The organism is Pseudomonas sp. Pmew2, from assembly GCF_058129885.1.
On the sequence record NZ_CM176702.1, the window covers coordinates 4,467,716 to 4,489,611 of the forward strand.

The 21,896-nt window shown below is 58.3% G+C and carries 20 protein-coding genes and 1 pseudogene; 7 read left to right on the forward strand and 14 right to left on the reverse strand.

Features of this window, described 5'->3' with window-relative positions:
- Window positions 1–56: 56 nt before the first annotated feature.
- From AC4ANK_RS20515 to AC4ANK_RS20525, 3 genes are read left to right on the forward strand one after another with little or no spacing between them, the layout of a single operon-like run.
- Complete coding sequence (locus AC4ANK_RS20515; RefSeq protein WP_002552565.1) at window positions 57–725, forward strand: ABC transporter ATP-binding protein; 669 nt, start codon at window positions 57–59, stop codon at window positions 723–725.
- A complete protein-coding gene (locus tag AC4ANK_RS20520; RefSeq protein ID WP_031597177.1) occupies window positions 725–3,205 on the forward strand; it encodes an ABC transporter permease in 2,481 nt (826 codons plus the stop codon). The genes AC4ANK_RS20515 and AC4ANK_RS20520 overlap by 1 nt, the downstream gene beginning before the upstream one ends.
- Window positions 3,195–4,274 carry a lipocalin-like domain-containing protein gene (locus tag AC4ANK_RS20525; RefSeq protein WP_002552563.1) on the forward strand — a complete coding sequence of 360 codons (1,080 nt, stop codon included), beginning with the start codon at window positions 3,195–3,197 and terminating at the stop codon, window positions 4,272–4,274. The genes AC4ANK_RS20520 and AC4ANK_RS20525 overlap by 11 nt, the downstream gene beginning before the upstream one ends.
- A 29-nt stretch (window positions 4,275–4,303) precedes the next feature.
- On the opposite strand, the gene AC4ANK_RS20530 is transcribed toward AC4ANK_RS20525, so the two are convergent.
- Window positions 4,304–7,072 carry a polysaccharide lyase family 8 super-sandwich domain-containing protein gene (locus tag AC4ANK_RS20530; RefSeq protein ID WP_160329131.1) on the reverse strand — a complete coding sequence of 923 codons (2,769 nt, stop codon included), beginning with the start codon at window positions 7,070–7,072 and terminating at the stop codon, window positions 4,304–4,306.
- A gap of 453 nt (window positions 7,073–7,525) precedes the next feature.
- Between AC4ANK_RS20530 and AC4ANK_RS20535 the strand changes: the two genes are divergently transcribed.
- Entirely contained in the window at window positions 7,526–8,269 is a 744-nt protein-coding gene (locus AC4ANK_RS20535) for a hypothetical protein (RefSeq protein ID WP_460384666.1), read from the forward strand.
- A gap of 21 nt (window positions 8,270–8,290) precedes the next feature.
- Here AC4ANK_RS20535 and AC4ANK_RS20540 read toward each other — a convergent pair.
- Window positions 8,291–8,488, reverse strand: a pseudogene (locus AC4ANK_RS20540) (SGNH/GDSL hydrolase family protein); the annotation flags it as partial.
- A 167-nt stretch (window positions 8,489–8,655) separates the two neighbouring features.
- On the opposite strand from AC4ANK_RS20540, the gene AC4ANK_RS20545 reads away from it, so the two are divergent.
- The 3 genes from AC4ANK_RS20545 to AC4ANK_RS20555 are packed head-to-tail and all read left to right on the forward strand — an operon-like array spanning window position 8,656 to window position 10,029.
- Complete coding sequence (locus AC4ANK_RS20545; RefSeq protein ID WP_460384664.1) at window positions 8,656–9,159, forward strand: Hcp family type VI secretion system effector; 504 nt, start codon at window positions 8,656–8,658, stop codon at window positions 9,157–9,159.
- 11 nt (window positions 9,160–9,170) lie between these two features.
- Window positions 9,171–9,602: an STM2901 family protein gene (locus AC4ANK_RS20550; RefSeq protein ID WP_081050543.1), complete on the forward strand. Its 432-nt coding sequence runs from the start codon at window positions 9,171–9,173 to the stop codon at window positions 9,600–9,602.
- On the forward strand, window positions 9,580–10,029 hold the full coding sequence (locus AC4ANK_RS20555) for a DUF1493 family protein (protein ID WP_058886975.1): 450 nt from the start codon (window positions 9,580–9,582) through the stop codon (window positions 10,027–10,029). The genes AC4ANK_RS20550 and AC4ANK_RS20555 overlap by 23 nt, the downstream gene beginning before the upstream one ends.
- 81 nt (window positions 10,030–10,110) lie before the next feature.
- On the opposite strand, the gene AC4ANK_RS20560 is transcribed toward AC4ANK_RS20555, so the two are convergent.
- From AC4ANK_RS20560 to AC4ANK_RS20615, 12 genes are all read right to left on the reverse strand, one after another.
- The gene (locus tag AC4ANK_RS20560; protein WP_460384661.1) at window positions 10,111–11,355 is read right to left on the reverse strand and encodes an SGNH/GDSL hydrolase family protein; all 1,245 of its coding nucleotides are present in this window, start codon (window positions 11,353–11,355) and stop codon (window positions 10,111–10,113) included.
- Window positions 11,352–11,531 (reverse strand): hypothetical protein, encoded by a 180-nt coding sequence (locus AC4ANK_RS20565; protein ID WP_032619255.1) that lies wholly within the window; start codon window positions 11,529–11,531, stop codon window positions 11,352–11,354. Before AC4ANK_RS20565 ends, AC4ANK_RS20560 begins: the two co-directional genes overlap by 4 nt.
- A 56-nt stretch (window positions 11,532–11,587) precedes the next feature.
- Entirely contained in the window at window positions 11,588–12,118 is a 531-nt protein-coding gene (locus tag AC4ANK_RS20570) for a DUF2514 domain-containing protein (RefSeq protein WP_236471202.1), read from the reverse strand.
- Window positions 12,115–12,648 (reverse strand): glycoside hydrolase family 19 protein, encoded by a 534-nt coding sequence (locus AC4ANK_RS20575; protein ID WP_460385163.1) that lies wholly within the window; start codon window positions 12,646–12,648, stop codon window positions 12,115–12,117. Before AC4ANK_RS20575 ends, AC4ANK_RS20570 begins: the two co-directional genes overlap by 4 nt.
- 64 nt (window positions 12,649–12,712) lie before the next feature.
- Complete coding sequence (locus tag AC4ANK_RS20580) at window positions 12,713–14,122, reverse strand: tail fiber domain-containing protein (RefSeq protein WP_460384659.1); 1,410 nt, start codon at window positions 14,120–14,122, stop codon at window positions 12,713–12,715.
- 23 nt (window positions 14,123–14,145) lie between these two features.
- Entirely contained in the window at window positions 14,146–14,832 is a 687-nt protein-coding gene (locus AC4ANK_RS20585) for a hypothetical protein (RefSeq protein WP_024668671.1), read from the reverse strand.
- Window positions 14,832–15,140: a hypothetical protein gene (locus AC4ANK_RS20590; RefSeq protein WP_044308957.1), complete on the reverse strand. Its 309-nt coding sequence runs from the start codon at window positions 15,138–15,140 to the stop codon at window positions 14,832–14,834. Before AC4ANK_RS20590 ends, AC4ANK_RS20585 begins: the two co-directional genes overlap by 1 nt.
- Before the next feature lie 8 nt (window positions 15,141–15,148).
- The gene (locus tag AC4ANK_RS20595; RefSeq protein ID WP_460384657.1) at window positions 15,149–18,988 is read right to left on the reverse strand and encodes a TipJ family phage tail tip protein; all 3,840 of its coding nucleotides are present in this window, start codon (window positions 18,986–18,988) and stop codon (window positions 15,149–15,151) included.
- 54 nt (window positions 18,989–19,042) lie between these two features.
- Window positions 19,043–19,630 carry a tail assembly protein gene (locus tag AC4ANK_RS20600; protein ID WP_460384655.1) on the reverse strand — a complete coding sequence of 196 codons (588 nt, stop codon included), beginning with the start codon at window positions 19,628–19,630 and terminating at the stop codon, window positions 19,043–19,045.
- Entirely contained in the window at window positions 19,627–20,409 is a 783-nt protein-coding gene (locus tag AC4ANK_RS20605) for a C40 family peptidase (protein WP_002553103.1), read from the reverse strand. Before AC4ANK_RS20605 ends, AC4ANK_RS20600 begins: the two co-directional genes overlap by 4 nt.
- A gap of 2 nt (window positions 20,410–20,411) precedes the next feature.
- Window positions 20,412–21,110: a phage minor tail protein L gene (locus AC4ANK_RS20610; RefSeq protein WP_460384653.1), complete on the reverse strand. Its 699-nt coding sequence runs from the start codon at window positions 21,108–21,110 to the stop codon at window positions 20,412–20,414.
- Window positions 21,111–21,250: 140 nt separating this feature from the next.
- Window positions 21,251–21,715, reverse strand: coding sequence for a type II toxin-antitoxin system YafO family toxin (locus tag AC4ANK_RS20615; protein WP_082301322.1), 465 nt, complete (start codon window positions 21,713–21,715; stop codon window positions 21,251–21,253).
- Between the last annotated feature and the right edge of the window lie 181 nt (window positions 21,716–21,896).

The window sequence follows — 21,896 nt, forward strand, 5'->3', positions numbered from 1 at the left end:
ACGCGCTTGCGCTCAGGCGCTACTCTTTTAACTCAGTCAGAACCATTGAGCCGCTCATGCTGCAAGTGCGAAACGTATTCAAGCGCTACACCACGGCACAGGGGCCGCTGAATGTATTAAAGGGCGTGGACCTGCACCTGACACAGGGCGAAAGCCTGGCGTTGATGGGCGAATCCGGCAGTGGCAAAAGCACCTTGCTGCATCTGGTCGCGGGCCTTGATCAGGTCGATGACGGCAGCATCGAGGTTGCAGGCCAGCGTCTGGACCTGATGAACGAAAGCCAGCTGGCGAACTGGCGGCGGACTGAAATCGGTCTGGTGTTTCAGCAGTTCAACCTGATTGGCAGCCTGAAAATCGCTGACAATCTGGCGTTCCAGGCACGGCTGGCCGGGCGATTCGATGCGCTCTGGCAGGCGCGCCTGATCGAGCGTCTGGGTCTGGGCACGCTGCTGAATCGCTATCCCGAGCAACTGTCCGGCGGACAACAGCAGCGGGTAGCGATAGGTCGCGCCCTCGCTTCACGGCCCAGCCTGCTGCTGGCTGACGAGCCCACCGGCAATCTCGACGAGACCACCAGCGACGAAGTGCTGCAACTGCTGCTGGATGTGCTCGCCGACAGCCCCACTAGCCTGTTGATGGTCACCCACAGCCCGCGGGTCGCTGACCGACTGGCGCGCAAAGTGGTGCTGCATCTCGGTCGTCTGGCTGTCGAAGGCGAGCGCTGATGCGGGTTTTCTACTGGACGCTGCGCGCATTGCTGAGCCACTGGCGACGTCACCCCGTGCAGTTTTTCAGCGTGCTGACCGGCCTGTGGCTGGCCACCGCACTGCTGACCGGCGTGCAGGCGCTCAATAGTCAGGCACGGGAAAGCTACCAGCGCGCCAGCCAGCTGATTGGCGGCGAGCCGCAGACCCGTATCGCCGCCAGCAGCGGCGGGCTGTTCCCGCAGGCATTGTTTATCGGGTTGCGCCGCGAAGGCTGGCCCGTATCGCCCATGCTGCAAGGCCGTATCGTGCTTCAAGGGCGCGAAGACCGTCGCCTGCAACTGATGGGTATCGAGCCGGTGACTTTGCCGACCGGCTCGACACTGGCCGGGCAGACGCTGAACGCCGAACAGGTCGTGGACTTCCTCACGCCGCCGGGCATGACCTGGATTGCGCCGCAGACCCTGCAAGCGCTGGGGCTCGAAGAAGGCCAGCAACCGTTGACCGAAACCGGCGTTCCGCTGCCCCCCTTGCACGCTAAACTCGACATGGCGCCCGGCGTTTTGCTGACTGACATAGGCTTTGCGCAACCGTTATTGGGCCAGCCGGGGCAATTGTCCGGAATGCTGCTGGCCAAGGATTTTGCCCGGCAAAACCCTGCGCTACCGGCAGCCCTGAATGACCTGCTGGTGATCAAGAAAAGCGGCGAAGAAAACAATCTGGAGCGTCTCACCGAAAGCTTCCACCTCAATCTGAATGCGCTCGGGGTGCTGTCCTTCATCGTCGGCCTGTTCATTGTCCACGCGGCCATTGGCCTGGCCCTCGAACAGCGCCGTGGGCTGTTGCGTAACTTGCGTGCCTGTGGCGTCAGCGCACGCCTGTTGATAGCTGCGCTGGGCGTAGAGTTGGGCGCACTGGCTCTGTTGGGCGGTATTTTCGGCGTGGTCAGCGGCTATCTGTTGGCCAGCCTGTTATTGCCGGATGTCGCGGCCAGTCTGCGCGGCTTGTACGGCGCGGAAGTCGCCGGCCAGTTGAACCTCAGTCTGTGGTGGTGGCTGAGCGGTATCGGCCTGAGTCTGCTTGGCGCGTTGCTGGCCGGTGCCAATAGCCTGTTGCGGGCTGCGCGCCTGCCGTTGCTGGCACTGGCCGATGCCCAGGCATGGCAGCAAGCGCATGCGCGATGGTTGCAGCGCCAGGCGTGGGTGGCGGTGCTGGGCGCGTTGGTGGGCGTGAGCGCGCTGTTATTCGGCACCAGTCTGATGCTGGGGTTTGTGATGATGTCCGCCCTGCTGCTCAGTGCCGCGCTGGCCCTGCCGGTTTTGCTGGACACCATGCTTGGCGGTCTGTTGACGCGCAGCCGCTCGGTGCTCGGGCAGTGGTTTCTGGCGGATTGCCGTCAACAGTTGCCCGCCCTGAGTCTGGCGCTGATGGCCCTGCTGCTGGCGATGGCCGCGAACATCGGCGCAGGCAGCATGACGTCGGGTTTTCGTCAGACGTTCAACAGTTGGCTGGAGCAACGCCTGACCGCCGAACTGTATGTCAGCCCGCAGAATCCGGAGCAGGCCGAGCCGCTGAACACCTGGCTGAGCCAGCAACAGGATATCGGCGCCGTGCTGCCCAACTGGCAAGTGCCGGTGCAAGTTCAGGGCTGGCCTGCGGACCTGTTTGGCGTTATCGATCACGACACCTATCGCCAGCATTGGGCGTTGCTGGAATCCGTCGCCGGTGATCCGTGGAATCTGTTGCGCGATGAAGACACAGTCATGCTCAGCGAACAATTGGCCCGCCGCCTTCAACTGGGGCTGGAAGATACGCTGAGTATCCCGGTGCCCACTGGCAAGTGGACCCCACGCATCGTCGGGATCTATGCCGACTATGGCAACCCCAAGGGCCATCTGCTGGTCAACTCCCGGCACCTGCTCGCCCACTGGCCGCAATCGATGCCGGTGCGTTTCAACCTGAGGGTCGATCAGGCGACAATCCCGTCGCTGGTCACCCGGCTGCAAGCGCGTTTCAAGCTGGACGATAATCACATCATCGATCAGAGCCAGCTCGAGGGGTGGTCGAGCCAGGTCTTTGAACGTACGTTTGCCGCCACTGCCGCACTCAACAGCCTGACACTGGGCGTGGCTGGCGTGGCGCTGTTCATCAGCCTGCTGACCCAGAGCCAGAGCCGCCTCGGGCAGCTCGCCCCATTGTGGGCGCTGGGTGTCACGCGACGGCAACTGATGCTGCTCAACCTGGGACAGACCTGGCTGCTGGCGGTCCTGACACTGGTGCTCGCGCTACCACTGGGGCTGTTACTGGCCTGGTGCCTGGATGCGGTGATCAACGTTCGCGCCTTTGGCTGGCGCCTGCCGCTTCAGGTGTTCCCGCTGCAACTTATGCACTTGATGGCACTGGCGATGCTGGCGACTTTGCTGGCCTCGGCCTGGCCGCTGCTGAAGTTGTATCGCAGCCGTCCAGCGGATCTAATCAGGACATTCGCCAATGAACAGTAAATGGCTGATGCCGCTGGTCGTCGCAGCGCTGCTCACCGCCTGCGACGACAAACCGCAGCCTGAAAGCGGTTTCGCCGGTCTGGGCAATACGGCCGACAGCTATGCGCAGGTGACACCCGGCAAGGTCTTTTCATTCCCGCAGGACCACGGCCAGCACCCCGGCTTTCGTATCGAGTGGTGGTACATCACCGCCACCCTCAAGGACGACGCGGGCCAGCAGCTCGGCGTGCAGTGGACCTTGTTCCGCAATGCCCTGCGACCCGGCCAACAGACCGGCAGTGGCTGGAACGAAGGCACGATCTGGCTGGGCCATGCAGCAGCCACATCAAGCAGCGGCCATTACGTGGCAGAGCGTTATGCACGGGGTGGAGTCGGCCAGGCAAACGTGACGTCGGCGCCCTTCTCGGCGTGGATCGACGATTGGGCATTCACAAGCACTGCTCAAACCGGAGACCCGCTCGCATCGATGCAACTCAAGGCAAGCGGCAAGGATTTCCGCTACGACCTGCACCTGACCTCCAGTAAGCCGCTGGTGTTGCAGGGCGAACAAGGCTACAGCCAGAAATCGGAAGCGGGCCAGGCGTCGTACTACTACAGCCAGCCTTTCTTCGACGCCAAAGGCAGTGTGCTAATTGAAGGAAAAACCTATCAAGTCACCGGTAACGCCTGGCTGGACCGGGAGTGGAGCAGCCAGCCACTGACCGCCAACCAGAGCGGCTGGGACTGGTTCTCGCTGCAACTGGCAGGCGGCGACCGCTTGATGCTTTACCGCATCCGCCACAAGGACGGCACACCCTACCTGACCGGCAACTGGATCAGCGCCGATGGCACGACAAGTTTGCTGCACGCCAATGAAATCGGCCTTGAACCACTCACGGAGACCTCAATAGGCGAGCATCAGGTACCGACCCGTTGGGCAATCAAAATTCCCGGCAGGAACCTGAACATCACCACCGAAGCGCTGAATTCCAAGGCCTGGATGGGCACCAGTATTCCCTACTGGGAAGGCCCGGTGAGGTTCAGCGGTAGCCAGGAGGGAGTCGGGTATCTGGAGATGACGGGCTATTGATACCCGTCTCTTCTCCTTGCGGACATCAACTAATCAATCAAGAAGTTGACGGTTACAGAGCGCCCTCGTTCATCACCCTGCGGCAGGCGTACTACCAGCCTGACCAGTGGCGTGCCCCGCTCATCTGCCTTGATGACAAATGCCAAGTTTTCCAGGGTCTGCGTGGGGTCGGCGCAGGTCAATTTAACCTGCGCGTCCTGCTGTTCTGCAATATAAACGCACGGTTGTTCCGGATAGAAGCCATGGCCGGCTTCCTGCGCCCATCTGCGCGTTAACTCCGCATCGAAACAACTTACCATTACGGCCTCGCCATCGTACACGATGTGTTCATCAGCCATGCCGGCTTCGAATACGGTAGCTGTTGGCAGGAGCGCCCCGTCCAAGAGATCTTCTGAAGGACTGACGCTATAGCAGTAAGAGCCGTTCTCACCTTTTTGATGGTGGATACAAAGCGAAAAAACAGGCAGTGTCACCGTATAGGGGGAGCCGTTGATATTGATGTCAGACCAGGCACCGCTGCGGCTTTTCACCTCGATAGTCACGGTAGGGCGAGAGCGGAAATATGCCAGCGTATAGACGAAGCCATCATGGTAAACGGCCTGAATATTGTCAGCCGTCAGCGAGCCCTGCTCAAGTGTATGCTCTTGATTGTCGATCGTCAGGTACCTCACCGGACCACGTGCAATGCACTGATTGACACAGGTAACCACCGGAAACATGACAGAGCGAGTATCAATTCCGGTCCCCATGCAAGTCACACGATCATCGGTCGCCATGACCGTCTTATAGGCATGAGTCACGTTTTTTCTGGACAACTCCATGGACAGAAGGGTTCTCTTTCCATCACTCACGCCTCCTGCAAAGTCGTGAGATCCCCACATGTTTACCCCCCAGGCAGTATTGGGCCATTTGAAATTCGGAACTTGTTCGACGGTCGTACCCGGTAGACGTTGCCAGTCCCAGACCGGCTGGATGCCCTCATACTCTTTGCCATGATGAGTCAGAAAGCAGGTGCCCGCGCCCATGTAATAACCTTTCGGGTTCTCGCCGTTGCCACTTTCTCCACCCACTGTACGAGTGGAAATCGCCTTGGCCCACACACAGTAGTGAGAGCCGATATGGGCCAGATAGTCATTGACCCAAAAAAGACGTCCACCGCTGTAGTATTGGTTGTTTGATTCATCGCCAATTGTGCGTCGAATCAATTCATTGAGTGCTTCTTTGTTGGCAGTATCTGCAAAGGGCAACAGTACTTCAGCCCATTTCGCAATGTGAGCATTGGAAGGAACACCGCGACTGATCGCCCTTCCATTGACGTGGAAATCCATACGGCTGGCGTAGCCCATCCATCCCATACCCTCCACCACAACATTGACCAGTTCAGACATTGCAGTCGCTGTGAGTGAAAACTCGCTGACCAGCACCACTGCACCTTCAACAATTCTGTTCAACAACTCAGCGCCATAGGATCCTGAGTAAAGCTGCATGCAGTACTGACTGCCGTTGAGGGCATTGTGTTGATTGATAGCGTAATCCACGCTTACCCCTTCTCCATGCTCCTTGCCCTCGCGTTCGACTGGCTGGCACAGCCCGGACAGCACATCTGCCGCAGCGCGCAGATACAGTAAATAGCTGCCCTGCCCAGAGTTCTTCCATGCGCTGACACTCCACAGAATCTGAACGGACGCAAAGTCAGCCAGATTGGCGCCAGTCTGGGTGTAGGCATAGGTGTTTGTGGTCTTCATGGCGTAGGGAATGAACTGCTTGATCAGCTCTGAGCCGGTCAAATGTTTGGCGAGCAGCACAGCCGTGCGGCCAGCCTTTTTGGCAAGACCAATCTGTCGATTCCACCAGCTGATTTTGTAGTCCTGTCTGGCGTAAAAGTTCAGGGCTTCCAGCGCATGAGACAGATAATGCGCAGGCGATGCAGTTGCCTGACTGAAGAGATAGCAGGCGATTCTGAAGGCCCTGTCCAGATGCAGATTGAGCCCACTGATATCCTCGACTGTCGAACCTTGCGCGGGGTAGGTGATGTCTCGAAACTTACCGTCAGAAAAACCGCTCAACCAGACGTCTATATCCTGCGCAGACGGAATAGACTTGGGTATCTGATCACAAAGACGCGTAAACACCTGCGCGGCACTTGCCAATGCGGCTGGCGAAAAGCCGACATCGAATTCGAGCGTCAGCGGTAATCCGGCCGGAGCCCAAACGTGGTTACGAAAACTGCTGCCAATAGGAACAAACTTTTTCTGGGCGTCATCCTTTTCTCCAGCGCGTAGCAGCTCTCCTCTGTTGTTAATCGTCTCGCTCAAATAAGCAGGCCACCAATATCTGCCCAAACGCTCAGTCGGGACATGACATTGAACGGTCTGGTAGAGGTCGCCTGTCGACTTGTTGAGAAGATTACACGTGATAGTTGTACCTTCAGGCAACGCGCCTACCGCGTTGACTGTATATAGATCCGACCACTGATTGAAACGGCATGCGGTGGTGAGCGCAACACGATCAGGCGCTGAATCTGTCCATATTTTATTCAAGTAACTGCTGTGCTCGGTCTTGAATGTCCCATCGGTCTGCCGGACGCCTGCACGTAGGTGCACGGCCGTAGCGTTGATGTGATCTGCGAAAGCTTTCGTCCACTCGTACTGCCCCACTGCAGGCGTCGGAGAGAACCGAACGGTTTCTACCGGTTCTCCCCTTGCGGTATTGATAAGAGTGATCTGTAGATTCTCCCCCGCGATCAGATCCCGCTCAGAGTTTATTTCCCTCATCGAAACCCAAGTGTTTGCGTCCATTGCACTATCCCGTCCTGGTAGCAGCAGGTGCTATTTGGCTGAATCATGCGCTGCCTGGGCATTGAACCATCACTAGCAATCTTGATAGGTCCAGTCGCACCCGCCGGGCTGCAGCAAGGGATATATCTCAAACGCTTATAACTTTTTGATCTAAAACTACCATGCCCGCACTGGGTCAGTTTCTGGGTGACTGCACTTTCTCAGTCACCTCCCCAACGGAAACCCGGTAAGGACTTATGTGCGGATTAGCAGGTGTATGACATATGCGGTAATTAGGGGGTCTTAGCGCTGCTGGATGGCACTAAAACCCCCTATAGGGAACATTGATTGGTACGAAAAGTGGTACAGGTTTACGCACACCATTCCCTCCCCGGCGTCCTGCCGACGAACACCACTCCCCAAATCTGAAAGACTCAACTACTGTATGCCCATACAGCAATTGAGAATCCCCCCATGAACGAGAGCAACAGCTCAGAAGCCTTGGCCGAATGGCACAAAAGGCTCAACGACAGGAGGCAGTGGACAAACCCCGCGGTCACTTACCGGTTTCTGGCACGCATGGCCGAAGACATGCAGGCTGGCGGGTTGGTCGATCCGTTGGAGCGCTTTGAGCTCTTCGAGCTGGCCAGCGCCGCTTTTTGCCACTTCACCGAGGAAGGCAACCACGAATGGCGGCATCAGGCATCGGACTATCTGGCCTACAACAAGGGCGGCTTAATAGTCGGCAGCCTGCTCAACTCCCGATACGTGCTTCATGAGGCCGACCAGTCGCCCTACCATGCCGCCCACTTTGCATTTCTCGACGAGAAAAACGAACTCATCATGAGGGATTACAAGAAGTACGGCGTGCTCGAGGGTCGCTACATCTACACCGAAACCGGCCAGACGCTGACGCTGGTTGAGCAATCCAGGCAGATCAACGGTGTGAGCTATCAACGCCTGAGCGATGAAGATCAATATCGAGCGCTCGTCGACGCCTCAGCGGTAGCCCTCGAACAAGGCGACTTCAAGGCCTACGTATCGCTGTGGGAGCGTCATAGCTACTCGATATTTATCAGATGCCTTCACTGCCTGGACGGATTCGCAGTGCGTGACGATTGCACGCACTGCGATGGACGAGGCTTTATCGAAGACCCGGAATGCCCGAACAAGCTGCCGCAGTCACTCAGCCGCCAACGAGGCGTTCCGACAGAGTAGCGGAGCGGCCCGCTCGCCCACCTATATCTTGGGTATCCCGAACTGCGCGGCCTTGACCGTCGAGTCCTGCGGCACGGCTGCTGCCAGGTACAGGCCCATGCGCGAGGTGATCACGGTTTCACTCAGGTCAATAGTACCGCGCTGCGTTTCCAACGCCCCGGCAAAGCTGGCCGGCATGGTGAACGGCTCTTGGTACTTGTCCATCGACCGGCACTCGAACTTGGTCGGGTTCCCACTCCAAGGATGTGGTGGCGCAAGTTCAGAGTGCAGTGTTGCGGGACGCCAATCTGCGCCGACGAAAAGGGCGCTCACGAGTCGCAAAGGCAGACTTTATGCTATCGTGCTACGGCAATAAATTACATTAAGAGATGTTCCAAGGAGCCGGAATGAGTATAGATGCATATCTTTGGATTGATGGCATTAGTGGAGAGTCTACGGACTCTGACTGCAAAAACTGGGTTGAGATTACCACTTTTTGCTTGTCAGCCGCTCAGTCGGTGTCAAGAACCGCAAGCTCGGCTGGTGGGGCAACAGTTGGTCGAGTTTACTTAAGCGACTTCAGCATTGTAAAAGCTGTTGACATTGCGACCCCTAAGATTCTCGAGGCATGTTGCGCAGGGCAACATATTAAGCAAATGAAGCTGTACGTACGTCGTGCTGGCGGCGAAAAGCAAAAATATCTGGAATATGTGTTTGACGAAGTCATCATAAGCGGCGTTGCCTCCGGCAATCTATTTGAGCGATCGCCTTCAAGTTTTCCAGAGGAGGTGATAAGATTTAGTTACGCCAAAGTCAGCATGCAGTATTCACAGCAAAGCCGAACCACCGGCTTGATAATTGGACATATCTCCGGTGGCTGGGATCAAATACGAAATAGCACTTACGCATAAGGATATTTTAAGTGGCGAGAATATATTGTTATGACGGTGACTGCGGACTAACTGCAAATGAACTACTTTATGTTATTGCCACAGAGGTGGCAATGGAGGAATTTGGACTGGACGATGTAGGGGCTGCATTAGGCATCGTCTTAGGCGCCAACATAATACCAACTAGAACAAAGCCTGGCGGAGCGATTAATAACACTTCCGTCATGTCTATAGTAATGCGGCGCACTCTAAACAACCGCAAGTTTCCTGGAGACTTCAGAGCACCATCTCTTACAGGATGGTTTCCGCCGCACCTCCGATGGACAAGAAGCATTGGTGGCTTCATCGCACGAGCAACACCCGTTATAGGATGGTCCTATACTGCATACGAGCTTGGCAAAATAGGTTACGTAACGGTGAATACCTACAATTCTATCGTAGATGAACAAGATCAGGTTTTTTAAAATGGATAGAAGCGATCTAAACTATGAAGTAGTTGATTATCTTGTAGAGAGAATCTACTTTTATGTAGGATTTAGCCGAAAGGCATTCGAGACTCTCAGCCTCGCTACTAGAGTCAGTTGGGAGCTAGGGCTTGATGGTGACGACGCCAGTGACTTTATGGAGAATTTTTTCGAACACTTTGGTGTTGAATCCGGCGACTACGACCACTACCGTTACTTCAAGCCAGAAGGGACTGACATTTTCGTATTCTTTAGATCTAAAGATCGGCGCGCAAAGACGGCAATGACGTTAGGCATGTTGTATAACGCAGCCCAAACCAAGGCATGGAACTGCGAAACTCTTGAAAAGACCAACTTTAGCACTTTGCCAATTTACAATCGAACCGAAGAAATCCCTATTGAGGGTTTTAGCATAAACACCAGGTAATATTTATATTAGAGGATAGCTTAGCAAAAACCCAAGTGACTGAGCTCATTCAAAAGCGCACCTCATCCTCGGCATAAATATTTAAACCTTGCGAATCCCGAACTGCGCTGCCTTGACTGTTGAGTTCTGCACCACACCTGCAGCCAAGTACAGGCCCATACGCGAGGTGATCACGGTTTCACTCAGGTCAATAGTGCCGCGCTGCGTTTCCAACGCCCCGGCAAAGCTAGCCGGCATGGTGAACGGCTCTTGGTACTTGTCCATCGACCGATAGTAAAACGTGGACGCAGCACCGCTGACCGTCTTGGTGATGGTTAACTCAGCCTCCCAAGCCAGAATGCCGCGCGACGAACCCATGATTTCCACCGCCGACACCATTTCGATAACGTCGCCGGCTGCCAGGTTGGTCTGTACCACGTTGGCCGTGGGCTGCATGTAGATGTAGCCGCCCGCCGCCGCCATGTTGCCACGCAGCTCGATGCACTGCGCCTCGCCATAGGTGGCAGGCTCCTTGTACCACCGCGTGGTGATACCGGTCAGGCCAGAGCCAACGGCTTTGTAGCCGTCCGCCAGCACTGACCCGGCCACAGCGTTCACGCCCGCCGGTAGCGCGCCGCCAGTGCCCGCCAGTAGAGGGTTGGCATTGAGGCAGCCGAACGGGCGGATGGCCGAGTAAATGTCGCCAGCGTCAGTGGGCAGCGGGATGCCGGGGAATTCGAAGTTGGCGGTGATGATCGGCACCACCCGCGAACTGATGAACTCGGCGCCCAGGATGTTGGGATGCAGGCCCTCGACTGTCATCGCTTCGGTGAAGCCGTCCCAGATGTTCACGACCGGCACGAACTGGCTGAGGTAGTTCAACACCCAGTCCTTGTAAGCGATCGCATCGGCCAGCGCCTGCCCGGTCAACGCCCTGCTACCGAAGCGCGGCGTACCAGTGCCGACGATCAGGTGCTTGCCGGGCGTGTTCAGGAACGCGGTGACGATCTTCATCACGTTGGCTTTCGTGTCGGCCAGGCTCATACCTGCCGTGGTGCTGTCATTGGTGCGCGACAGCAGCAGCCACAGGTCGGCAGTGGACGACGCAATGCAGGCCGGCAGCCTGGCCAGAAACTGCCCGGAGTGGTCGCCGAGCTTGCCCTGGTTGTCGACGTAGCTCGGGAACAGGCCGGTATGCGCCGCGATCCAGCCCGCATAGCCATAGGCCTCGGTACCGAACGCCGTCGCCGCGATGGTGTGGCAGTTGCCAGAGAAGCTATCGCCGAGCAGGCCTAGGCCACGCCTTATAGGTTGGCGGCGTGGAATCGGGTTGACCAGAAGGCTCATGCGTACACCTCAAACGCAGCGCCAGCAGCGGGCACGATGCGGATGGTCGCCGGCGGAAAGCTCAACTGATAGCCACCGTCTTTCCAGAACGTGTCGGTGGTGATCCAGTTATCACCGGCCTGGATCTGGACCGTCACGGACCCACCGTTCGCCTTCACTGCCAACGTCACTTTCATCGTGCGGTCGTAGGTTTCTTGCTTCGTTGCTGTCTGCACAGTGCTTCCCCGGCGGCCTACGGCCTGGCTGAATTGGTGGTGTTGGATAGCTCTTCGACAAAGCGGTTACACGCCAGCCCGGCTATTCGGGATTGGTCATAAGCCTTTGCCAGCTCTCCCGCTCGCGCGTCAGCCCGGCCGAGCAGTTCGGAGAGCACCATGGCGGCGCGGCTGGCTGCCTTGCCTCGTTCGGCAGCGCCGGTATCGCCGGGGGCGCAACTTGCGGTAGCTGCCAGCTTTCCGGCTTCGACGCGCAGCCGGTCGCCAGCAGCGTCAGCGACAGCAGCATCAGTAAGCGCAGCGGTCTGTTCTTGTCTTGCATCGTTCACCACCTGGTTGGCCGCCTTCTGGCGGCGTTGCTCTTCGGTTCGGTATTCGGTCGTGGTGCTGGCCACGGCCTGCGATTGGGCTTTCAATTCCCTGTCCCACTTCTGCTGCCAGTCCGCCTCGACCTTGTTGGAGCCGTGGTTGAATCCCCACACCCAGCAACTGATGAGCGCGGCGACTATTGCCAGCACCTTCCAGCCGTATGCAAAGGGGCCGATCATGCCAACACCTCAAGCGCTCGGGCGTACAGAACCTGACGGTCAGCCAGGCCATTGGTGCCGCCGTTGATACGACGGGTGATGGTCAAGAAGTCGCCCTTGTCGGCGAGCGAGTTCAGCGCGGCCCGGTGCCAGAACCACGCCGCCGACATCGCGGCGTGCTGCGGTAGCTCGAGCAATTCGGGGTGGTCGATCAGGTCCAGGCCCAGCGCTTCGCCGCTCTCTTCGTAATTGGCCCTGCCCGTCACCTGGATCAGGCCACGGCCACGGTATTTCGAGCCGTCACCCGCAACGGTGTTGCCAAGGTCCTTGCGGCCCTCGTACCCCCGCTGCTGCGTAGTCGGCCCCCATATCTCGCGCACGTAACGCAGCTGACCGGACTCATGGCCGACCTGGGCAATGAATGCCGCGATGCGCAGCGGCGTCACGATCTGGTACTTGCTCATGGCCGTATTGAGGACGGGTGCAAAAACGCCGGCTTTCTGGCCGGCGTTCGGGAGGATCTGCAGAAGTTGCTGCGCGGTGATCGGCATTTCGGTTTCTCCAGGCAAAAAAATACCCGCTCAGTGGCGGGGTGCGGGTGTTGCTGTGCAGGTATTACGCGGCGGCAGGTTCTGGGGCCGGCTGAGCTGCGGCCTTGAGTGCAAGCACCTCGGCGCGCAGCTCTTTGACAGCACCCATCAGATCGGTAATCAAGGCCATCGGGTCGAGCTGCTGGATGCGTGGATTTCCATTTTCGTCGGCGCCGTCCTTCTCGCCGGATACGGCCAGCGGGTTGACCGCTTGCGCTTCATGCGCAATCAGACCCTGAAACACCGTATCGCCACCCTTGAACACATCACCGAAGTTCTTGCGTTGATAAGTAACGATACGATAGGCATCAATCCGGTCAAGAAACGATGTTGGCGCGAAGTCCTTGATATACTTCTTGATTCGATAATCGGAAGTAAACAAGGTGAGCGTGCCCACATATGTATTATCGATGTAGGCATCAATATTCGAACTGGTCCAGTTAAAGTTATAAACGGTCCCGCCTCTCGATCCGCTCAATCCCGTCCTGCACCAGGTACCGGCCGACTCCAGCCTTCCCGTGATCTGCATCGCACCCTGCAGCGTCAAGATGCCGTTCTGCTGGTTGATTAGCCTGACGTCATAATCTGCCGCAGTGTTGTTGTAATGAAAATCGATGTAGGGGCTGGTGTTGCTGAGCTCAATACCTCCGAAGGTGGGAGCCTGTGCAGGACCAACGCCAAGAGCGTTACGAGCCGTTGTCTGGGAGTTACCACCAGTACCGCCAGATGCGATGCCGATAGGTGCCGCAGTAACAGATAACGACGAAACGGTCAGTAGTCCGTCGTAGCTGTAGGTCATAGTGGGGCCGGTGGCACTATTAGCAGCGTTAACGGATCGCCAGCTAAAACCGCCAGCGCCGCCGCCTTTGTTCACAACGAAGTGGCCTTCACCTTGGGAGCCAGAGTTCCAGCCCATGTACATACCCTGAGTGCCAAAGAGTGCAGCGGCCTGCTGCACTCCAACTTCAGATAGCAACACTCTGCCGTCCGCGCGGCCGGTACCGCCTTTTGTGACAGGCACAGTGCTTTCAACAGAAACCGATCCCAGCCCCATGTTAGTGCGGGCGTCGGCCGCCGAAGTAGCACCTGTTCCACCCTTAGTTACCGGAAGCACATCGTAGTTGCCGGTGGTGCCGAGTGCGGCCATCTTGTCGCCGAACTGTACCCGCAGCTGGTTGAAAGCGTCGCGCAGCATTTTATCGTAGCCTTGCACAGGCATGATCGCGTATGCGGCACCGCTGACTGTCGCGCCCTTATAGGGTGGCAGAATCGAGATAACCGTGGGGCTGGCCACGTTGGTGATCTCGTAATTAAGTCCGTCCGGACCTACGAATGCATCACCCACTCGCGAGTTAGCGTCAAACGCTACGTTCACGCCAGTTACAGCTGTTGATCCGTTTGTCACGGACACAGTACCGTTTCTAAGCCAAGGCATATTTGTTACTCACTAAATGGATTTCAGACATTCATCTTTGCGAAGACTGCCGGGAGAAAGAACGCGGTCGGGTTGGCAGGTGCTGTAGTGATCGCGTAGAGCTTGCTGTTCGGGAAATCCCACCAGCAATACAGCCCCCTCGATATCCCGCTGCCGGAGTTCAGGCCCATGCCGAACGAGTTAATCAAGAGATATTCATTCTCGGGGAAGTTGAACGGAACCGAGTAATAACAGCGCACGAAGTTCTGCGATGAGTAATCAAACCGTTCATAGGTCCAATTTTGAAACGCCCGAGTAAAGTTTGCGCTCGGGGTCCCGGAATCGAAAAGCAAATTGGTCGCGCCATCCCAAAGCCGCATCCCGAAGTCAGCCACCGGCTGAGCGGCAAATTGAGCAACGAAATAGCGGCCGTTGGGTTGAGCGGTGTTCACGTCATACGCCCGGACATAGAACCCCGTCCAGTTACCGGCCGATCCCACAAGACGCATCATGCAAAGGCCTGCAACCGCGTTCACAGTGTCGGGCCGCACGAACACTAGGGGCGGCTCTTGTGATGTGACAGGCCGAGGAAAGTAGGTGGTTGAGCCAAGCCCGCTTTCCTCGGTGGGCTGATAGCGCCCTGAAGCAATCACCATTAGGCGCGCGTATTGCGAATCGAGAACTACCACATTGCTGTTGTTGGAAAACTCTAGGCCGTATGCTTCCGCCATTATGAAAACCTCATGACAAGCAGCCGCATGGTGCCGGTTGAAATCGTGCTTGAGCCGTAAGTTCTGGTGTGGTTGTAAACCCTGGCGATACCGTCAACGAGTTCCGTTTCGTGCTGCCTCTGATTGCTGTCGTAAGCGCCAGCCGGTATGACGATTGCAACACCGTTACCCGGCCCGACACCCGGCACAGCAAAGTCCTGGCTGGTCTTCGTGGTGCCGGAGAAGGTAACGAGCGTCGACAACACAACCCGAATCGTAAATGACGTTTCATCTAACTGGAGCGCACCATCTGCGCCCCATACCATCATGCCGTTGCTCATTCGCTGAGGTCCCCCAACTGCACGCGCTTGACGTTGTTGGCGTCGTACACGCGTACCGATCGGTTGGTTACCACCAGCCTGCCGCCTGCAGCGCCTGATCCGTTGATCTCGAGCGTCCCGTCCTTGCGCAAGATCCATCCACGCTGCCCGGCTACGTAGTCGGTGGAGCTGATGAAGCTGCCGATTTTCGCGTTGGTGATCGTGCCGTCCATGATGAAGGTAGGCCCGAGGAACAACTGCCCGTTCTGGGCAACGAACGGTGTCGATATAGCTCCGCCCGCCAGCGTGTTTACCAGTGCGAACCGGTCGGCAGACATGAGGATCTGGCTTTGCAGAACCCCGCCAACATTCTCAATCCCTGCGCCTATCCCGGCCATGACGTACTGGCCGTTGGAGTTGACTTGCAATTTGACGGTATACATCGCCGTCAGCTTGCCGTCCGTGGTCGCCTGAGCCGAGCTAACTGTCTGAACCGCGGCGCTCGCGTTGTTGGCTGTTGCTTGGACGGTGTCCACGCGCTTGCTTATCGCAGCGTCACCGTCCACGCGCGCAGTGGCTTCGGTCTGAATGGCAGATTGGTTGGTGCCAACTGCAGCGTTCAGCGTAGAAATCTGCTGTGCCGTGGCCTGCCTGTCCGTATTGGCAGTGGACTCAATGGTCGTGATCTTCGATTCGCTGCTACCGACACGGGAGTCAATAGCTGTAAAGCGCTGCGAATTCGCCTCGCGGTCAGTGGCAGTCGTAGTTTCGACTGTTGTAATCCGCGCCTCGTTGGTGCCGACACGCGCCTGAAGAGTCGTAGTGCGCTGCGCCTGGGCAAAGTCTTCTTCTGCCCTGATCTTCACCTCTTGTGCCGCGCTGGCCGTGCTGTCCCAGCCCTTGAGCGCGTCCAGCAGATCGCCCTCCCCACTGTCGGAACGGTACTGAGCCTGAACTGCCTGGAGCTGGCTGGCGGTTGCGCTGGTCTTTCCGTTCACCGTCTCGATATCGGCGGTGTTCTTCGTGATCTGCGCCACCGCTGCGTTGGCAGCCCGGATGGATTGCCCTGAGTTCACCCAGTAAGTCGGGTTCGGCGGACCGTTCGATCCGTTGGCGGCCGCTGGCACCGCCGCAATGGCCGTCCAGAGGTTTTCACCCACGCGCACGGTGTTATCCCGCACGTAGGCATCGGTGGGCACGTAGACCAGCGCGTCGGTGATTTCTCCGATGTTGGCCTTCAGCTCTTCCAGGCGCTCATTGACTGAGCCAGCTCCGTCTCCATCGATGAGGTCGATCCGGTCCAGCAGGTGCTTGACCAGCTCCGTCTCCGAAATCTGGTCGGCAATCATTTCAAGGATTGCTCCAGCATCACTGCTGGTCTGCCCCATGACGCCCACGCCTGTCGGATACCACGGACCCACGTTGCCTGTCCGATCCACAAGCCGCGCCCAAAAGAAGAACGTCACACCTGCGAGCAGCCCCTGCATGACGTGTTCGGACTGCGGGTAGGCCAGGTCGCTGAGCTTCGTGGCCTTGGCCAGGTCTGTCGTCGGCCCGTACCAGATTTCCGTGCGCTGCGTGTCCTCCGCACCAGGTGGGAAAGTCCATTTCAGCTTGATGCCGAAGATCAGCGACGCGGCAGTCAGTGACGTGACGGCAGGTGGCAAGCTGGTCTTGCCCTGCAAGTTCGTTAGCAGCGACGTGGCCGGCAAAGACGAAACGTTCAAGGCGCTGACAGCGCGCACCCTGGCCATGTATTGACCGGAGTAGATACCCGGTACATCCACCGACTGCTCGCCAGTGCGCGGCACCTTGACCCACTCGCGCGAGCCCCAGCGCCATTCCACGTCGTACGCAACCGCGCCTGGCGCAGCGTCCCAACTGATGGTCATGTTGGTGACGGCGATACCCTGCTCGATAACAACGTGTTGGGTCACGAACACGGCATCCGGCGCTGCCTGCACGCCCACTGGAATGCCGCTGATTGGGCGGATATCCACCACAGCGCCGAAGTCGATGGCGTCAAACTTGCTCGGTTCGTGCTGGATGCACTCGAGTTGGTACTGGTGCCATTCCGGGCGCGTGATGTTTCGCACCAGAAACTGCATGGTTTTCAGGTCTTCGTATTCAAGTATCCAGCCACATTCGGCTTCTGGCACTTCGCTGAAGCTGGCCGCCACAGTTACCCGCCGGCCGGTGAGCGAGGTGATAACGCGCGCCTCGGTCTTGCCGCTGGGCAGGTTCACCCGCAGCTTGGCACCGGTCGAAAGATCGATGTCGCGGTCAACGGTGATGACGCGCCCCGCCACCGCGCTGATCCGACCGCCGTTCGCACGACCGGCCAGCATGGGGTCAGCCACGGCAATGATCTGCCCTGTCTTCGGAATGCCGCCGTCCAGGCCAACGCGGAAGGTCGCGGGCCTTGTCTGCGTCTGTTCGGTGATCAGCGCGTACTGGCCAGCGCGCTGCGCCTGCCCGAGTGAAGTGCAGCCGTAGGCGTCCACCGACAGTTCGTTGACCGATCCAGATTCGGCCATCGCCACGTCATCAAAGACAGGCTCTTTGTCCGTCGCAAAACTCTGGTCCGGGTTGTCCCAAGTCACCATTGCCAGGTTGTGGCGGTCGCGCGCCCGGGTGCCCGAATACTGGATTTCACCGTTGTTCAGGATCTGCGACGGGTTGTAGGTGTAGACCGGGTCGCCTGGCATGTCGGCGTTGAAAGTGATCTGACTGCCATCCCAGGTGCTCATGCCGTGGAAGATGGCCGACAGGTCCTGCAGCACTGCGTATGCATCTGCCTGCTTTTGCAGGTAGATATTGCAAGTCATCCGGGGGTGCATGCCACCCATACCGTTTGGCACCATCTGGTCGCAGTACTGCGCGATGCGGTACAGGTTCCAGCGGTCCACCATCGTGGCGTCAATACGATGCCCGAGGCCGTAATACGGGTTCAGGGCCAGGTCGTAGCACACCCAGGCCGGGTTGTTGGTGTACGCCTCTTTGAATGTGCCGTCCCAGATCCCATTGCTGGTGCCTGCGCCGCCCGTGGCATAGGTCCGCGTATCCGGGTCGTAGTTGGTTGGCACGCGTACGATGCGCCCGCGCATCAGTACAGCAATCTTGGCGATATCGCCGCCAAACTGCTCAGCGTCATATTCGACACAGCCCACGGCGGTGAGCGGGAACTCCTGATCGCTGTCCACAACCTCGGCCACAGCCTCGACAAACATGCTGTCCTGAATCAACGAGCTGTTGGCTTCCGGTGTGATCCGGCGCACGCGCAGGGTCCAACGGCTGCCCGCTGGCAGGTTGAGGCGGTGACTACGTTCGTACTTGGTAACGTTCTTGCGGTCGACGTAGTCCGCCAGCACCTGAACAAAAGGCCCGCCATCGGTGGCCAGGTCAATCGCGTAATCAATTCGCACGCCGTTGACGTTGCCGCTCTGGTCTTGCGACTGGAGCTGCGGCCAACTGAACCGAATGCGCAGCGCATCCAGCACCGGGTTGTTGACGGTGCGCAGGTATGGCGTGGTGCTGAGCAGCTGCTGGTTTACGTCGACTTCGTTACTGGACTCGGCAATGCCTTCAAGGCGCTGCTGGTTCAGCTCGCCATTGCGGAACTGCCACTTCACGCCCGGAAAGTTGACAGTGCCGTCCTCGGCCACCAGCGGCGTACCGTCGAGCTTAACCGAGCGCAAGCCGTCCACCGGCCCAACGATGGGGCCCCAGCTCCACAGATAGACAATGCGGGCAGTGGCAATCGAAGCCGTGCTGTTTAGCGCAATCGTCGGCTGCTTCTGTGTTGCCTCGCCGCCCTTGCTTCCGCGAATGCTCCGCGCTGCCGCTGCCGTTCCCATGCCGCCCCCAGAAAAAGAAAAACCCGCCGAAGCGGGTCTGGTGTTACCTGATGATCAAATCTGATCTTGTGTGTAGATGCCGCCTGACTCGACGGCACCGCCGATCTCTCGTTCGCCGTAGAGCACGGGATAAGGGTTGCCTTGGGCAACGGTGGTCACCGCGCCCCCGAAACCATAACTGGGGTTGTTTCCATCGTCGTTGTTGCTGCCGACGCTGGCAGTGGTGGTGGGTGAAAGCATCTGCACGACACCACCCAGGCCGACGGCCGCACCGCCAGCGAGAAGCGCCATACCAACACCGGCGCTGAGCCCGCCCGAAAAAGCGCCAGCAACCACCAAGGCCACACCCAGCACAACCTGAAACAGACCGGCCTGCTTGCTGCCTTGAATCAGCGGCACGATGCGGATGTCGCTGTTGTCGCTACCCTGCATGTCGAACTCACCCTCCCCCGCGTTGCGCTTGCCGCAGAACACGCTGAACACAAGGCCGCGCTCTTCGCCGGTCCGCAGAAACTTCTCGAAGCCGGGCTTCATCGCGCACAGCGCGTTCACGGCATCACGCACGCTATGCACGTCGATGCGGTACTGGCGCCCGAAGTGCTTGCGCAGCACGCCGTAGAGCTTGATGGTGCGCATGGTCATGGGGTGTATTCCTTGTGGCGCAGGATCAGTTTCACGCGGTTGGCCATCGACCAGCCGTAAACCTCACGGGCAGCCAGGCGACCGGGCATGTGGTGGTAGATGAACGGACCAACGCCGCCCAGCGCCGGAGCGGCCTCGCTGTGAAGGCTGGCATCGGCCCCGAGGTAGATCGCGGCATGATTCGGGAAGTGGCAGGGACGACCTACAGTTGGTATCTGAAAAATTAGCATGTCGCCTCGCTGGGGCTGCTCAACCCGGACGAAGCCACATGCTTCATAGTTGTCTTCGTAATGGCTCGGGCTGTCAGGATCTTCCCACCACAGCTCTTTGCGTTCGAAGTTCGGCAGCGGCAGCGCGGCCTCGCGTGCGTACCAGTCGCGGCAGGCCGACCAGCAATCGAGCAGGCCATGCGAGAAGTCCCGGCCAAGCAGCGGAGCCTGGAACCCGGTCGGCTTGAACCAATGAATATCGCCGCCGGGCCAGCCTACAATCGCCCAGGGCAGTTCGTGCAGCTCGCAGCTGACCAGATCGGTCATGCTCGGCGTGGCGGCGCGGTCCGGGTGGCTGTGAATGATTGCCAGTACCTCGCCCCGGTCCTCCGCCGCCGCCGCGTCGTGTTTGTCGATCAGGAAGTGCTGCAGCGGGTCGGTGGCCACGTTGCCGCACGGCACATACTCGCGGCCTGCATCCGTCTTGATCAGCAGCCCGCAGGCCTCGGCCGGGTGTGACTGCTCGGCGTGCGCCCGCATGGCGTCCTGAAGCTTTTGATTGATTCGCATGGTTACCCCTTGGCGATCAGGCTCGCGCCCATTGATCCGCCGAACCGGCGGGTATTGCCGCGCAACTTGCAGCTGCTCCACCAGCCGCCGCAGCGGTCAAGCGCAGGGTTGTCGGTGGGCTCGTTCTTCTTGTCGAAGTAAGCGGTACCGGTGTAAGCGCAGGCCTCCTGCCGGTACTGACCGCGCATGGCCCAGCGGCACAGCTTGGTGATCTGCTGGGCAGGCAGCTGCTGGCCTTCCATGTCGATGGGGCTGGAAAGCTCAAAGCCGACCGCCGAAAAGTTCTCTTCGGTCTTCTGTTCGATTTTCCACAGACTGATACGGCACTGGTCTGCTGCATCTGGGTTGCCTCCTTCGAAGTTCGCGGCATCGAGGAAGTGCTTGAAAGTTTCGATCACCTTGAAGTCCGCGCCGGCCAGGTCTTTGAACTGAAGGCAAATGGCTGAAACTGCTCGCGGAATTCCCGACAGCTCGTTCGCCAGCTTGAGCTTCGGGGTTCCTGGCCGGCCATCACCTCGGATATCCAAGCCGGTGACCTCAATCTGGATCGGGGAATACAGCTGGCCCTGCCAGATAATGTCACCCTCGTGTTCGTGCCCGTGGAAGCGCCAGAGAGTGGCGCCAAGCCGCGTGGCATCCAGTTCGTACAGACGAATCTGGTTGCCGGGCTCCAGTTTCTGGATGTCCGCGCTGTAAATCATGGTGGTTACCTACGAAAAACCCCGCACTTGGCGGGGTTTAGGATTGAATAGTGGTCTGATTTCTGAGAGCAAAGTGCAGCGGCGGAATCACAGGGAAGCTTGCGATTGCAGAGAAAACCCTCGTGGTGCCGGGCTTAAAACTATTTAGCGTAAATCCACTTGTCAGTTGGAAGACGGACCGAGTAAGCAGCGATCTCCTCCAAAAACATCTCGCCAACGGCCTTCATACCTTCGATGTCCTTCAGCAAGGAATGACCCAAGGGTGAAAGGATGTCTAAAAGCATGAAGGGAATCATGTGCTTTGGATATGTAGGATCGGGGATGCCCCCGTAGATCAGAATCTTGTCAGAGGTATAATCGGCCTGCGGGCCATTGCGGTCCCAAACTGCCTGCCAATTGCTTACAACCGAATCTTCTTCCATATGAACGTGACGAACGCCATTCTTGACGATAATCTCAGGGAATAAGCAATCTTTATCACGCCCGAACGTAATTCCTGCTTGGCCAGCAGGATCGAGCTTGTATGCCTGAAAATCGCATGCTAATTCGAGCGAATTAGAGTCACCTAGCGTAGCCGTGAGCGGCCTACTGACAATTACTCTCACTCACCACGCTGCTTACGCGCGCGCGCGATAAGACGAGCGTCGCCCTCAGAGGCTGCTCGGTCAAGCACCTCAGCACTGAGGTATGACGGCCGCTTCCCTGCAGGACGGCGCTCGGTGCGGCGGGCATTAACTTCGGTATGGGTGGCAATCATAGTGATAACCCCTCGTTGCTTTCCCCAAG